General features: G+C 72.9%; 13 protein-coding genes. 7 read left to right on the forward strand and 6 right to left on the reverse strand.

All coding sequences use genetic code 11. The features are described from left to right. Positions 1-148: 148 nt before the first annotated feature. The 5 genes from ACFYV1_RS08635 to ACFYV1_RS08655 all read left to right on the forward strand — a co-directional run bounded on the left by ACFYV1_RS08635 (position 149) and on the right by ACFYV1_RS08655 (position 5,908). Complete coding sequence (locus ACFYV1_RS08635; RefSeq protein ID WP_389394699.1) at positions 149-1,321, forward strand: lipid II:glycine glycyltransferase FemX; 1,173 nt, start codon at positions 149-151, stop codon at positions 1,319-1,321. Further along, the gene (murJ, locus tag ACFYV1_RS08640; protein ID WP_389394700.1) at positions 1,318-3,036 is read left to right on the forward strand and encodes a murein biosynthesis integral membrane protein MurJ; all 1,719 of its coding nucleotides are present in this window, start codon (positions 1,318-1,320) and stop codon (positions 3,034-3,036) included. Before ACFYV1_RS08635 ends, murJ begins: the two co-directional genes overlap by 4 nt. Positions 3,037-3,192: 156 nt before the next feature. After that, the gene (locus ACFYV1_RS08645) at positions 3,193-3,876 is read left to right on the forward strand and encodes a response regulator (protein WP_389394701.1); all 684 of its coding nucleotides are present in this window, start codon (positions 3,193-3,195) and stop codon (positions 3,874-3,876) included. Next, positions 3,873-5,351 carry an ATP-binding protein gene (locus ACFYV1_RS08650; RefSeq protein ID WP_389394702.1) on the forward strand — a complete coding sequence of 493 codons (1,479 nt, stop codon included), beginning with the start codon at positions 3,873-3,875 and terminating at the stop codon, positions 5,349-5,351. The genes ACFYV1_RS08645 and ACFYV1_RS08650 overlap by 4 nt, the downstream gene beginning before the upstream one ends. Beyond that, complete coding sequence (locus ACFYV1_RS08655; RefSeq protein WP_389394703.1) at positions 5,348-5,908, forward strand: hypothetical protein; 561 nt, start codon at positions 5,348-5,350, stop codon at positions 5,906-5,908. Before ACFYV1_RS08650 ends, ACFYV1_RS08655 begins: the two co-directional genes overlap by 4 nt. Positions 5,909-6,011: 103 nt before the next feature. Here ACFYV1_RS08655 and bla read toward each other — a convergent pair whose 3' ends face one another. The 4 genes from bla to ACFYV1_RS08675 form a co-directional block, all read right to left on the reverse strand. After that, the gene (gene bla, locus ACFYV1_RS08660; protein WP_389394704.1) at positions 6,012-6,983 is read right to left on the reverse strand and encodes a class A beta-lactamase; all 972 of its coding nucleotides are present in this window, start codon (positions 6,981-6,983) and stop codon (positions 6,012-6,014) included. A gap of 248 nt (positions 6,984-7,231) precedes the next feature. After that, entirely contained in the window at positions 7,232-8,050 is an 819-nt protein-coding gene (locus ACFYV1_RS08665) for a serine hydrolase domain-containing protein (protein ID WP_389394705.1), read from the reverse strand. A gap of 134 nt (positions 8,051-8,184) precedes the next feature. After that, positions 8,185-8,577: an ACT domain-containing protein gene (locus ACFYV1_RS08670; protein ID WP_389394706.1), complete on the reverse strand. Its 393-nt coding sequence runs from the start codon at positions 8,575-8,577 to the stop codon at positions 8,185-8,187. 43 nt (positions 8,578-8,620) lie between these two features. Next, entirely contained in the window at positions 8,621-9,085 is a 465-nt protein-coding gene (locus tag ACFYV1_RS08675) for a GNAT family N-acetyltransferase (protein ID WP_389394707.1), read from the reverse strand. A gap of 86 nt (positions 9,086-9,171) precedes the next feature. Between ACFYV1_RS08675 and ACFYV1_RS08680 the strand changes: the two genes are divergently transcribed. Together ACFYV1_RS08680 and ACFYV1_RS08685 are read left to right on the forward strand one after the other, a co-directional pair. Then, positions 9,172-9,693, forward strand: a complete 522-nt coding sequence (locus ACFYV1_RS08680) for a MerR family transcriptional regulator (RefSeq protein WP_389394708.1) — start codon at positions 9,172-9,174, stop codon at positions 9,691-9,693. A gap of 7 nt (positions 9,694-9,700) precedes the next feature. Then, the gene (locus tag ACFYV1_RS08685) at positions 9,701-10,714 is read left to right on the forward strand and encodes an aldo/keto reductase (protein ID WP_389394709.1); all 1,014 of its coding nucleotides are present in this window, start codon (positions 9,701-9,703) and stop codon (positions 10,712-10,714) included. 129 nt (positions 10,715-10,843) lie between these two features. On the opposite strand, the gene ACFYV1_RS08690 is transcribed toward ACFYV1_RS08685, so the two are convergent. Continuing rightward, positions 10,844-12,037: an acyltransferase gene (locus ACFYV1_RS08690; protein ID WP_389394710.1), complete on the reverse strand. Its 1,194-nt coding sequence runs from the start codon at positions 12,035-12,037 to the stop codon at positions 10,844-10,846. Then, complete coding sequence (locus ACFYV1_RS08695) at positions 12,034-13,062, reverse strand: alpha/beta hydrolase (RefSeq protein WP_389394711.1); 1,029 nt, start codon at positions 13,060-13,062, stop codon at positions 12,034-12,036. The genes ACFYV1_RS08690 and ACFYV1_RS08695 overlap by 4 nt, the downstream gene beginning before the upstream one ends. Positions 13,063-13,069: the final 7 nt, after the last annotated feature.

A 13,069-nucleotide genomic window follows, 5' to 3' on the forward strand; every position in this document is an offset into this window, starting at 1 on the left:
GTAGAACCGGGAAAGCGCAGGTGAGCGCTGCCGGAGCCATGTGACGGCGACTGCAGGGAAACGGTCGTCGTCCGGTCACATTCGGCGCGCGGACCGGTCACGGACGGCTGTGAGCATCCTCCGCGTCCCCCACAGAGAGGCTCACACCGTGTCAGCGCTGCTCGCGACGGCCGACCGCGGCCAGGAAACACAGCTCGCGCCCATCACCGCCGCCACGTACCGCGAGTTCCTGGCATCCCGCGAGGGTGCGGCTCTGGGCGCCGGGTTCCTCCAGTGCCCGTCCTGGGCCGAGGTCAAGGAGGGATGGCGCGCCCAGCTCGTCGGCTGGGGGCCTGAGCCGGCGGCCGGACGGCTGTCCGGGGTCGCACTGGTGCTCCTGCGACAACTCCCACGGACACGCAAGTACTTCGCCTACCTTCCGGAAGGACCGGTCGCCGACTGGGCTGACCCCGGCATCGACGGCTGGCTGGACCCGCTGCTGCGGCATCTGCGCGCGGCGGGCGCGTTCGCGGTACGGATCGGGCCGTCACCCGCGTACCGCCGCTGGAGCGCGGCGCGGCTCAAGTCGGCGACCGGGCCGGGACGACGGCTGGCCGACGTCCTCGCCGGCGAGGTGGACCCGCTGGGCACCGCGGTCGCCGAAAGGCTGCGGGCCCGCGGCTGGCGGCGGTGCGGCGGCGAGGAGGACGGGGACGCGCAGCCCCGCCACGTCTTCCAGGTCCCGCTCGTCGGACGCACACAGGACGACCTGTGGTCCGGGCTCAACCAGGAATGGCGGCGCAACGTCCGGCGGGCGAAGAAGTCGGGGGTGGAGGTGGTGGTCGGCAGCGCGGCCGACCTTCCCGAGTTCTACCGGCTGCTGCGGATCACGGAGGAGCGGGACGGCTTCCGGCTCGGCAGGTCGCGGGAGTACTACGAGCGCCAGTACGCGGCCCTCAACGCGGAGGAACCGGGCCGGATGAAGCTGTATCTCGCCCGCCACCAGGGCGAGATACTCGCCGCGCACACCATGCTCCGGGTCGGCCGCAGGGTCTGGTACCAGACGGGCGCCTCCGCCGACCACCGCCGCGAGGTCCGCCCCTCGAACCTGCTGCAGTGGCGCATGATGCTCGATGCCCAGGCGCTCGGCGCCGACGTCTACGACATGCGCGGGGTACCCTCCACCCTCGACCCCGACGACCGCCCGTTCGGGCTGCTGCGCTGGAAGCTCGGCACCGGGGGAGAGGTCGTCGAGACCCTGGGGGAATGGGAGAGACCGTTGGACGGCACCGCCAACCACGCGCTGTACCGCGCGTTCCGGACGTACCTGGCCCGCCGGTGACCGCGGCGGGCACCACGAAGGTCCCGTCCGGCGGGACGGCGCCGCCCCGTACACCGTCCGTGCTGCGCAGCGGCGCCGTCATGGCCGCCGGGTCCGTGGTGTCGCGGGCGACCGGGTTCGTGCGGTCGGCCGTCGTCGCCGCCGCGATCGGCGTCGGGGCGGTCGCCGACGGGTACGCCGTCGGCAACTCCGTACCCACCATCGTCTACATGCTCCTGATCGGCGGCGCGCTCAACGCCGTCTTCGTGCCCGAACTGGTCAGGGCCGCCAAGGAGCACGAGGACGGCGGCGCCGCGTACACCGACCGGCTGCTCACCGTCTGCGTCCTCGCCCTGCTGGCACTCACCGCCGGTGCGGTGTGGGCGGCACCCGCGATCATCGACGCCTACACCGACTATCCGCCGGGGCAGACCGCCATGACGGTCGCCTTCGCCCGCTACTGCCTGCCGCAGATCCTCTTCCTCGGGCTGTTCACCCTGCTCGGCCAAGTGCTGAACGCACGGGGCCGGTTCGGGGCGATGATGTGGACGCCGGTCCTCAACAACGTCGTCGTCATCGCCGTCTTCGGCCTGTACCTCGCCACCGGCGACGGCGGATCGCTCACCGCCGAGGAGACCGCCCTGCTCGGCTGGGGCACCACGGCGGGCATCGCCGTGCAGGCGCTCGCCCTGCTGCCCGCCCTGCGCGCGGCCCGTTTCCGCTACCGGCCCCGCTTCGACTGGCGCGGCAGCGGTCTCACCCGGCCGCTGCGCAACGCCGGCTGGCTGGTGCTGCTGGTGCTCACCAACCAGGCGGCGTACTGGGTGACCACCCGGCTCGCCACCGCGGCGGGACTGCACGCGCAGGCGGAAGGCATCGACGGAGGCGCCGGGTTCTCCGCGTACAACAACGCCTATCTGCTGTGGGCCGTGCCGCACGGCATCGTCACCGTCTCGCTGGTGACGGCGCTGATGCCCCGGATGAGCGCGGCCGCCGCCGACAAGGACACCGCCGGGATACGGCGCGACGTGTCCTACGCGCTGCGCAACAGCGCGGCCGCCGTCGTCCCGGCGGCGTGCGCGCTGTTCGCCCTCGCGCAGCCGGTGATGGCGCTCGTCTTCCAGTACGGCGAGACGGACGCGGGCCACGTCGCCGTCATGGCGGGCACGCTGATGGCGTTCGCGCCCGGCCTGATCGCCTTCAGCGGTCAGTACGTCCTCTCCCGCACGTTCTACGCCCTGTCGGACACCCGCACCCCGTTCCTGCTCAACCTGGTGATCGCGGGTGTCAACGCGGGCCTGTCCGTCACGGCGTACCTGCTGCTCCCCGCCCGCTGGGCCGTGACCGGTATCGCCGGGGCGTACTCGCTGGCCCTGTGGGCGGGCTGGGCGTTGACGGCGTACGTCCTCCACCGCCGCCTCGCGTCGCGGGACGCGCCGGCCCGCCCGGTCACGCCGTACGCCGGTGCCGTGCCCCGGCCCCGTCGTGCGCCCGCCCGAGCCGCGCGCTCGTCCACCGTCGTGTCGCAGGCGCGACTGCTGCTCGCCGCCGTACCGGCGACCGCCGCCGGGTACGCCGCCGCCCGCTGGGCAGCCCCCGGCGGGGCCGCCGGCGCGACCGCCGCCGGCACGGTCGCGATCGTCGCGGTGCTCGTGCTGCTCGCCCGGCCACTGCGGCTCGCCGAGGTGGAAGCACTTCTGTCCGGGGCCGCCGCGCGGCTCCGCGGGCGTCGCTGAGACCCCGGCTTCAGGGATGCCCGCCGGACCCCCGGTTCAGGACTCCGCAACACTTCGCCGGTGCCGTTCGGCTCCGGCTTCGGGACGCCGCGCGGCTTCGCCCGTGCCGCTGGATCCCAGCCCCGAACTCCTCCGATCTCCAGGGATACTTCGCACATGCCTCGCGTGCTCCTCATCGAAGACGACCCCTCCGTGCGGGAGGGCGTCGAGCTCGGACTGCGCCGCCGCGGCCACGAGGTGCGGACCGCCGCCACCGGAGAGGCCGGGCTCGCCGCGCTCGGCGAGTTCCGCCCCGACCTGGTGCTGCTGGACCTGATGCTGCCGGGCATGAACGGCGTACAGGTCTGCCGGAAGGTACGGGAGGACAGCCAGCTGCCGATCATCATGCTCACGGCCCGCGGCGACGACTTCGACGTCGTCATCGGGCTCGAGGCGGGAGCCGACGACTACATCGTCAAACCGGCCCGCACCGAGGTGATCGAGGCCCGGATCCGTGCCGTGCTGCGCCGGATCGAGACCCCCGGCGCCGGCCGCCCGGCCGTCGAGTTCCACGGTGAACTCGCCGTCGACCGCGCCGGACTCACCGTCGCCAAGAACGGCGAACGTCTCGCGCTCGCCCCTTCCGAGATGAAACTGCTCCTCCATCTGACGGCCGCGCCGGAGCAGGTCTTCAGCCGCCAGCAACTGCTGGAGCACGTGTGGGAGCACAGCTACCACGGTGACGCGCGGCTGGTCGACGCCTGCGTGCGGCGGCTGCGCAACAAGATCGAGGACACGCCGGGCAGTCCGCGCTACATACAGACCCTGCGGGGCTTCGGCTACCGCTTCGGACCACTGTGAGGCGCCGCAGGGCCGCCGGTGAGCGGCGCCGCCGCCCCTTCGGCCTGCGCACCCGGCTCGTCCTCGCGTTCCTGCTGGTGGCCGTCGTCAGCGCCGGCACGACCGCCGCGCTCACCTTCCGCGAGGCCCGCAACGCGGTCCTGAAGACGGCGCAGGACACCGCGGTCTCCTCGTTCCGCGACCAGGTGAGGCGCGTCTTCACCGATCTGCCGGTGGAACCCGTCGGTCTGCAGGAAGTACTGCGCGAGATGGCCCGCAACGGCAAACCGCACCCCTGGTACGTCTACGCCGAGTACGGGTCCGTCCGCGCCTCGTCCGCGGACAGCCCCACCTCCACCGTGATCACGCCCGGACTGCGCCGCACGGCCAGGGCGAATCCGCACGGCAGCTTCGAGCGGGTCGTCAAGAACGGCGTGCCGTACCTGACCATCGGCATGCCCGTCGTGTTCAAGGTCGGCGTGAACGGAGTCCTGCCCACCGGGCTCGTCCTGTTCGCGGTGATGCCGATGGCCGAGGAGCAGGCGAACGTGGAGGCTCTGGTCGTCGCCGCCAGGGACGGCGCACTGCCCGGCCTCGCCATCGCCCTCGTTCCCGCACTGATCGCCGCACGCAGCGTCCTGCGCCCGGTCCGGGAACTGCGCAAGGCCGCCCGCTCCATGGGCAGCGGCCGCCTCGACGCCCGTATCCAGGTCCGGGGCAGTGACGAACTCGCGGACCTCGCCCGCACGTTCAACGAGTCCGCCGGCGAACTCGAGCGCTCCGTCGACGAACTGCGGCAGGCGGAGGCGCGCGCCCGCCGCTTCGCGTCCGACGTCTCGCACGAACTGCGCACACCGCTCGCCGGGATGCTCGCCGTCACCGAGGTCCTCGACGAGGACGCGGACCGCCTCGACCCCGACACCGCGCGTGCGGTGCGGCTGATCAGCGCGGAGACCGGCAAGCTCGCGGTGCTCGTGGAGGACCTGATGGAGATCTCCCGCTTCGACGCCCGCGCCGCCGAACTCAACACCGACGAGGTCGACGCGCCGGAGACCATACGCAAGACCCTGGAGCACCGGCGCTGGACGGACCGGGTCGGCGTCGACCTGCCGGACGGCATCCGGGCCCGCCTCGACCCACGGCGTTTCGACATCGTCGTGGCCAATCTGGTGGGCAACGCCCTGCGGCACGGTGGCGCGCCCGTCACCGTACGGCTGCGCACCGCCGCCGCCCCGGACGGCACGGCTCTGCTGGTGACCGAGGTCGCCGACAGCGGCCCCGGCATCCGGCCCGAGGTGCTCCCGCACATCTTCGACCGCTTCTACAAGGCCGACGCGGCCCGTACCCGCTCGGCCGGCAGCGGCCTGGGGCTGGCCATCACCCTGGAGAACGTCCGACTGCACGGCGGCACCGTCCGCGCCGCGAACGGCCCGGACGGCGTCGGCGCGGTCTTCACCGTCGAACTGCCCCTGCGGACCGGGGAGGCGACCGCATGAGAGGACGGTCCGGCACGTCACTCGCACTCCTCGCGACCCTGCTGCTCGGCGGCTGCGGTCTCCAGGAGACGGACGTCATCGAAGCGGGCGGCCCCGCCACCATCCAGGTCTACCCGCAGGTGGCCACCGGCCTGATGCTCTTCTTCCGCTCACCGGACGGGGAGCTGATGCCGGTGATCCGTCTCCTCGAGGGCGAGATGACGGCGCCCGACTCGCCCGGTGTGGAGACGGACAAGACGGTCGTGGCCCTGTTCACCGGGCCGACGGAGGACGAACGCGCGGCCGGACTGACCGACGGCCTGCCGGAACTGCCCCGGGACGCCCTCGTCCGGGTCGTGCCGCACCCGCGGGGCGGCGTGGAGGTGAGGCTGCCGATCGCCCTCGGCGACCTCGACGACCTGGCCGTACGGCAGTTGGTCTGCACGATCGCGTTCACCGAGGAGGCGGATGGCCGCAGCGCGGTGCACCTGCGAGGGACGGACAGTGCGCTGGAGTCCACGAACTGCGACGCCGACGTCGACCTCGGCCGCCTACCGCGTCCGACCGCCGTCCCGTGACCGGCGTCCGCCCGGGCGCTCCAACGGGACCTTCACGATCCGGACCGGGGAGGAGCCGGTCGAGTCCACGGCGGCTGGAAGTTACGCCGCGCCGGTGGCGCGGTCAGGACAGCCTGTCGGCGACCACGGACGCCGCCTCCGCGATCAGCTTGTCGTCGTGCTCCGCGTCCTTCTCGCCGCGGTTGGACATGATCGCCATGACGATGGGCGCGGCACCGGGGGGCCACACCACGGCGATGTCGTTGCGCGCGCCGTAGCCGCTGCCGGAGCCGGTCTTGTCCCCGACCACCCAGCCCTCGGGCACTCCGGCCCGGATGAGCGTGTCACCGGTCTTGTTGGTGCGCAACCACTCGGTGAGCTGGGCGCGTTCGGCCTTGCCGAGGACGTCTCCCAGGACGAACGCGCGCAGATCCCCGGCCAGCGCCCGCGGTGTACTCGTGTCCCTCGTCTCGCCCGGTGCCCAGCGGCTCAGCTCCGGCTCACGGCGTTCCATCACGGTGACGTCGTCGCCCAGCTCCGCGAGGACGGCGTCCAGGCCCCTGGGCCCGCCGAGAGCGTCGAAGAGCAGGTTGGCCGCGGTGTTGTCGCTGTAACGGACAGCGGCGTCGCACAGCTGACGCAGGGTCATCCCGGTCCGGACGTGCTTCTCGGTGACGGGGGAGTGCCTGACCAGATCGTCCTCGGAGTACTTGATCACCTTGTTCATGCCGCTCAGGGAGTACTCGCGGAGCACGGCACCGGCGGCCAGTGCCTTGAACGTGGAGGCGAAGGCGAACCGCTCGCCGTCGTTCCAGGCAATCTCGCGTCCCGTGCCGGTGTCCACGGCGTGGACACCGAGCCGCGCGTCGTACTTGCGCTCCAGATCCCTGAACTCGCGGGCGAACGGCTTCGTGTCCGTGGCGGCGGAACCGCCGGGCCCCGTCGTCGCGGACGGGGACGCCGCGGCGGAGGCGGACCGTGTCGCGGACGGCGGTGAAGAGGACGCGGGAGCGCCCTGGCCGCAGGCCGTGAGCGGGACGAGGACGAGCGTGGCGAGCGCGCCGACAAGGGCGCGCCGGACACGGGTGTGCTGCATGGTCCGAACCTCCGGGTCGCCCCGCGCGCGGGGCGCATGAGGGACGGGGGTGACACGGCCCCGTCCGGTACGTGGACATGAGTGCCGGGGACCACGGTCACCCTCGAAGTGTCCCGCGGTCCCATACGCTCATGCGTTGTTCCATGCTGATCCGGCACCGGGTCGGGGCCGTGGATCCGGCAGGAGCGTGTCGCGCGTTCGCCTGCGTCGGTGCGTACGGCGGTTCCATCCCCTGGGGGGCGCGGCACTCAGCCCCGCCGCAGCTCCGCCAGCACCGCGTCCGTGAACTGCGGCCACGCCTCGATCGCCCATGGCCCGAACGCCCGGTCCGTCAGCGCCACGCACGCGGCACGCGCGTCCGGGTCGATCCACAGGAAGGTGCCGGACTGGCCGAAGTGGCCGAAGGTGCGGGGCGAGGACGAAGCTCCGGTCCAGTGCGGCGACTTGGAGTTGCGGATCTCGAAGCCGAGACCCCAGTCGTTGGGCTTCTGGTTGCCGTAGCCCGGCAGTATCCCGGACATGCCCGGGTGCACGACCGACATGGCCTCGAGGACGGTGCGCGCGTCCAGCAGCCGCGGTGCCTGCACCTCGGCCGCGAAGCGGACCAGGTCGGCCACCGTCGAGACACCGTCCTTGGCGGGCGAGCCGTCGAGCGTGGTCGCCGTCATGCCCAGCGGCTCCAGAACGGCCTGGTGCAGGTACTCGGCGAACGGGATGTCGGTCGCCTTGGCGATGTGGTCGCCGAGCACCTCGAAGCCCGCGTTCGAGTACAGCCGGCGGGTGCCGGGGGCGGCCATGGCGCGGTGCTCGTCGAAGGCCAGACCGGAGGTGTGGGCGAGCAGGTGCCGGACGGTGGAACCCTCCGGTCCGGCCGGTTCGTCCAGCTCGATCGCACCTTCCTCGTACGCGACGAGGGCCGCGTAGGCCGTGAGCGGCTTGGTGACGGAGGCGAGGGGGAAGCGGTGGTCCGTCGGGCCGTGTGAACCGGCGACGGTGCCGTCCGCTCGTACGACGGCGGCGGCCGCGGTCGGCACCGGCCAGGTTTCGATCATCGGCAGACTCTGCATACGTACGAGCGTAGACGCCGGTGGTACGCGCCCGTCCGGGGGCCGTCGAAAGCGTCCTGGTGGCCGTCCTCGGGTTCAGCACGGCGGCTCTCGGCCGGGAGAGGGCCTTGGGCAGCGGCACCCGTGCGCTTCTGTCAGCGGGTGAGCTGTTGCAGTACGGCCATGGCCCGGGGCGCCTCGGCATGGGGCACGAACAGATGATCGTGGTGGAAGCCGGCGACCACGTTGCAGCTGAGCCCGGCCCGGGCCAGGGCCTGGGCGACGGCTGCCGTGAGGCCGACGGCCTCCAGCGAGGAGTGCACTCGCAGGGTGATCCAGCCGGCCACGTAGTCGTACGCCAACCCGGCCAGGTCGGCGTCCTGCCTGGGCAGGACGAGAGTCAGGCCCTCCTCCTCGGCGACGGTGGCCACGGGACGGATCCCGGACGGGACACCACCGTCAGGGGCCACCGCGTACACGTACTCGCCCTCATTGAGCCGCGGCCTCATCGTCGCGAGCAGCTTGTCCAGATCTCTCTCTCCGGCCACGCGGCCTCCTTCTCGGTCCGTACCTCCGGTGCCGGTCACCGCACTAGAAGCTGAGCCGCATCGCCGGGTCGGGCGTGCGGACGAAGCCCAGCGAGGTGTACAGCGGCTCGCCGTCACGCGACGCCCGCAGATCCACCTTGCGGACACCACGCTCACGGAACCAGCCGAGCAGCCCCTCCATACAGGCGCGCGAGTACCCGCGGCGGCGCATGTCCTCGTCCGTCGCGACGGAGAAGACGTAGCCGCAGGTGCCCTCCGGGTTGCCGGGGCCGCCGAGCCGGTACTCGATGGTGCCCACCGCGCATGCCGCGAGCCCGCCGCCGGGCCGGTCGACGACGTACACCGTGAGACTGCTCGCGGGGTCCCCGAGCCGGTCACGCAGTGTCGCCACGGCGGCGGGCTGCCAGCTGACGTCGGGGTTCGCGCCGAGGAAGGAGTCCTGCATGACCTTGCGCAGGCGGACCACTTCCTCGGCGTCGGCGGGCGTGGCACGGCGGGAGCGACTCATGGTGGGGCAGGCTAATCCGGGCCGCGCGGAGAACGCCACCCGATTCGCTTGCTTGGAGTGCACTCCAAGGTTTTAGCGTTGAGGGCATGACGGTGATCGACAGCACCATCGAGAACACCCCGACCGCCCGGGCCCCGGCACGCGCCCGTGCGCGCGGCGCGGCCCGTGGCACGGCGGCGCCGGCCGACATCTGCCGGGCCGCCCCCCGGACCCACCCACGCCCCGAGGGACAGGACCGCTACACGATCAGCGAGGTCGTCGCCTTCACCGGGCTCACCGCGCACACCCTGCGCTGGTACGAGCGGATCGGGCTGATGCCGCACGTCGACCGCTCGCACACGGGTCAGCGGCGGTTCACCAACAGAGACCTGGACTGGCTCACCTTCGTCGGCAAACTGCGGCTCACCGGGATGCCCGTCGCCGACATGGTCACGTACGCGGAGATGGTCCGCGAAGGCGATGCCACCTTCGAGGCGCGCGCCGAACTGCTGCAGCGCACCCGGCGCGACGTTCTCGAGCGGATCGCCGAACTCCAGGACACGCTGGCCGTGCTGGACCACAAGATCGAGTTCTACGCGGACGCCCGCACGGCGTCGGAGAGGGGCTGAACCCCTGATGAGCAACAGCCGGATCACACAGGTGCGTCTGGGCACCGATGGACCGCTCGTCGGAGTCCAGGGCCTCGGCTGCATGGGCATGAGCGAGTTCTACGGGGACACCGACGAGGCCGCGGCGAGGGACACCCTCGAGGCGGCGCTCGCCGAGGGCGTCACCCTCTTCGACACGGCCGACGTCTACGGACGGGGCGCCAACGAGGAGTTCCTCGCGCCGTTCGTCGGCGCGCACCGGGACGAGATCACACTCGCCACCAAGTTCGCCATCGAGCGGAACGACGACCCGCACTACCGGGGCGTGCGCAACGACCCCGCCTACATCCGCCGGTCCGTGGAGGACAGTCTGCGGCGGCTCCGCGTCGACGTCATCGACCTCTACTACATGCACCGGCGCGACCCTGCCGTGCCGCTCGCCGAGTCGGTCGGCGCCATGGCGGAACTCGTCGAGCGGGGCCTCGTCAAGCACCTGGGGCTGAGCGAGGTGACCGGCGCGGAACTCCGCGAGGCGCACGCCGTGCACCCCGTCGCGGCCCTTCAGTCGGAGTGGTCACTGTTCAGCCGCGACGTGGAACGCAGCGCGGTCGGCGCGGCGGCGGAGCTGGGCGTCGCACTCGTGCCCTACTCGCCGCTCGGCCGGGGCTTTCTGACCGGCGCGTTCACCGATGCCGGCAAGGACCTGTCGGAAGGCGACTTCCGTCGCCACCAGCCGCGCTTCACCGGCGAGAACGCACAGGCGAACGCGGCGCTCCTGGAGCCCGTCCACAAGATCGCGGCGGCGCACGGTGTGACGGCGGCGCAGGTGGCGCTCGCGTGGGTGCACCAGCGGGCGGACGTGCACGGGCTGACGGTCGTCCCGATCCCGGGAACCCGCAGGGCCGCGCGGCTGCGGGAGAACGTGGCCGCGACGAGGGTCGTCCTGACGGACGGTGAGCTGGCGGCGCTGGAACCGATCGGGGAGAGCGTCGCGGGCGACCGCTACCCCGACATGTCGTCGACGTCGACGGCCCGCGAGTAGCGGCCCGACCGCGGCGGTTCGACTGCGCGGCCCGACCGCGGCGCCCTGACCGGGGCGAGCCGGACCGCGGCGCCCTGACCGCGGCGGCCCGCCCCGGCAGTTCCGGGGCGGGCCCGCCGCGGTCGCTCCTCAGCCCGTCCCCAGCGCGTACACGGCGAACCCCACCGCGAGAACTCCCGCCGCCGCCCTCAGACCCCGCGCCCCGCGCGGCCACGGCGTCTCGAACCGCCGCGCGTACCGAGCGATCAGCACGAGCAGGCCCGCGAACACCGGCAGCCACATCACGCGCCAGAGGATCCAGTCCAGCGAGTCCGGCGCCGTCGTCAGACCGGGCACGGACCCGAGGAAGCCCGCGGGAACGGCGGCCGTCAGCATCGCCGTCTGGTGCCAGCACAGGATCGTCATCGCCGACAGGTTGACGACGACGACCGGTGCCCACACCGCGGGCCGCCGCTTCAGCAGCCGTCCGAGCCGGTCCCGCAGCAGGATCGCCGCCCCGCTCTGCGCCGCCGCGAGCGCGAGGACGAGCAGCGACGGGGGATGGGAGTTGGTGCGGTCCGCGCCGGGGACGCCCACCATCGACGCCGGGTAGTCGAAGACGAGGAGCAGCAGCGCGAACAGCGCCGCCCCGCCGACGAGCAGCCCCCGCGCCTGCCGGCGGGCGAACCGCCCCTCGCCCCAGCTCACCCCGAGCTGATAGGCGAAGAGCCACCCCGGCAGGATGTTGACGACGCCGACCCACGACGGCACGACGTCGGCCCAAGGCCCGTACCGCAGCAGGTCGACGGCGGCGACCGACACCAGCAGGGGCGCCGCCGCCCAGGCGCCCAGGCGGCGCGAGGCCCTGACGCAGTACGGGGTCAGAGCGGTGACCAGCGTGTACACGCCCACGAACCACAGGGGCTGCACCACCAGCGTCGCCCCGGTGCGCAACGTGTCGTCGGGTACGCCGAGCCACCACAGGACCGGGATCAGCAGCGCCCACACGGCCGTCACGCCGAGCACGGGCCGCCCCAGCCGGGCGACGCGCTGCCGAAGCCACGCACCCGTCGTACCCGCGCGGCGGTGGTAGGAGAGCACGGAGGCGTAGCCGCCGACGAGGAAGAAGATCCCCAGCATCTGCAGCACCCAGCTGACCGGGGCGAAGAAGCCGAACGCCGCGAGCGGACTGGCGTTGCGCAGCGCTCCGTCCGCGTCGAGGGTGAACCCGCCGAGCAGCCAGTGACCGGTGGGCACGGCGAGCAGCGCGATCGCCCGCAGCCCGTCCACGGCCCGGTCGCGGTGGGCGGGGGTGCGTGCCTCGATCTTCTCGGAGAGTCTCATCGGACGTCCCCTTCCGCGATGGCGGCGAAGGCGCGCAGCGAGTCCGTGCCGGGCGCGAAGTAGCCGGTGTGTCCCTGGGCGCGTTCCGCCGGTACGCGGCGTGCGCCGAACGACGGATCCGCCGGGTCGTTGCCGTGCCCGAGCCCGGCGAAGCGCACATACGGCACCTTGGAGATCCAGTCGGAGGGGTCCTTGGCGGCCCACACCCGTGCGTCGCTGCCCAGGTCGCGCACGTTCCGCGCGCGCATACCGGGGGAGGCGAGCACGACGATGTCGCGGGCGTCCGCCTCGCCCGCGGCGAGCCCGCACACGACGGAGCCGTAGCTGTGGCAGAACAGCGCGGGCTTCGGCGCGCCCGTCGCGGCGAGGCCCGCCGTGAAGCGGGCCAACCGGTCCGCTCCCGCCTCCGCGAGGTCACCGGTCGCGGCGTCGAGGCCGACACCGACGGGGGTGGTGTAGCCGGTCCACGCGATGACGGCGGTGCCGCCGCCGGCCGCCGCGCGCAGGGCCTTCGCCATGCCGGCCGGGGTGCCGTACGGGTCGTTCGCCCGGTCGTAGGTCGTGGCGTCGATGTCGGAACCCGGTACGACGACGGACACCTGCCGGGCCCGTTCCAGGTCCCCGTACACCTCCACGACCTGCCCGCGGCCGCGCGGGTCGAAGGCGAGGATCTGGCGGTCTGTGAGCCGTGCGTACGAAGTGCCCGCCACGGACAGGGCGTTGGCCTGGTACCGCAGTGCCACCGGCACCCCGTCGAGGTTGCCGACGACGAGCGGATGACGGCGGAGCAGCGCCTGCCGCTCACGTACGTCCAACGAGCCGAAGAACGCGGCGACCTGGGCGGGAGTCGCGCTGCCGGGATCGGGCAGCGGCCGTCCCAGCGAGGTGTCCGCCGTCCACGCCGCGCTCCCCGGAGGGGGCCCCGTCACCGGCTGTTGACTGTTTCCCGAGGCCCAACCGGCCGTGCCCGCGACCACCGTCGTCGCGAACGCGACGGCGACCAGGGTCCTCCTGCAGCGGCGCATGGGCCCG

The organism is Streptomyces sp. NPDC003023 (assembly GCF_042888225.1).
Classification (GTDB): Bacteria; Actinomycetota; Actinomycetes; order Streptomycetales; family Streptomycetaceae; genus Streptomyces.

Excerpts from the sequence above, each read along its gene's own strand:
- bla (WP_389394704.1), bottom strand. The coding sequence starts at position 6,983 with ATGCAGCACACCCGTGTCCGGCGCGCCCTTGTCGGCGCGCTCGCCACG.
- ACFYV1_RS08655 (WP_389394703.1), top strand. The coding sequence starts at position 5,348 with ATGAGAGGACGGTCCGGCACGTCACTCGCACTCCTCGCGACCCTGCTG.
- ACFYV1_RS08675 (WP_389394707.1), bottom strand. The coding sequence starts at position 9,085 with ATGAGTCGCTCCCGCCGTGCCACGCCCGCCGACGCCGAGGAAGTGGTC.
- ACFYV1_RS08680 (WP_389394708.1), top strand. The coding sequence starts at position 9,172 with ATGACGGTGATCGACAGCACCATCGAGAACACCCCGACCGCCCGGGCC.
- ACFYV1_RS08695 (WP_389394711.1), bottom strand. The coding sequence starts at position 13,062 with ATGCGCCGCTGCAGGAGGACCCTGGTCGCCGTCGCGTTCGCGACGACG.
- ACFYV1_RS08685 (WP_389394709.1), top strand. The coding sequence starts at position 9,701 with ATGAGCAACAGCCGGATCACACAGGTGCGTCTGGGCACCGATGGACCG.
- ACFYV1_RS08690 (WP_389394710.1), bottom strand. The coding sequence starts at position 12,037 with ATGAGACTCTCCGAGAAGATCGAGGCACGCACCCCCGCCCACCGCGAC.
- ACFYV1_RS08665 (WP_389394705.1), bottom strand. The coding sequence starts at position 8,050 with ATGCAGAGTCTGCCGATGATCGAAACCTGGCCGGTGCCGACCGCGGCC.
- ACFYV1_RS08645 (WP_389394701.1), top strand. The coding sequence starts at position 3,193 with ATGCCTCGCGTGCTCCTCATCGAAGACGACCCCTCCGTGCGGGAGGGC.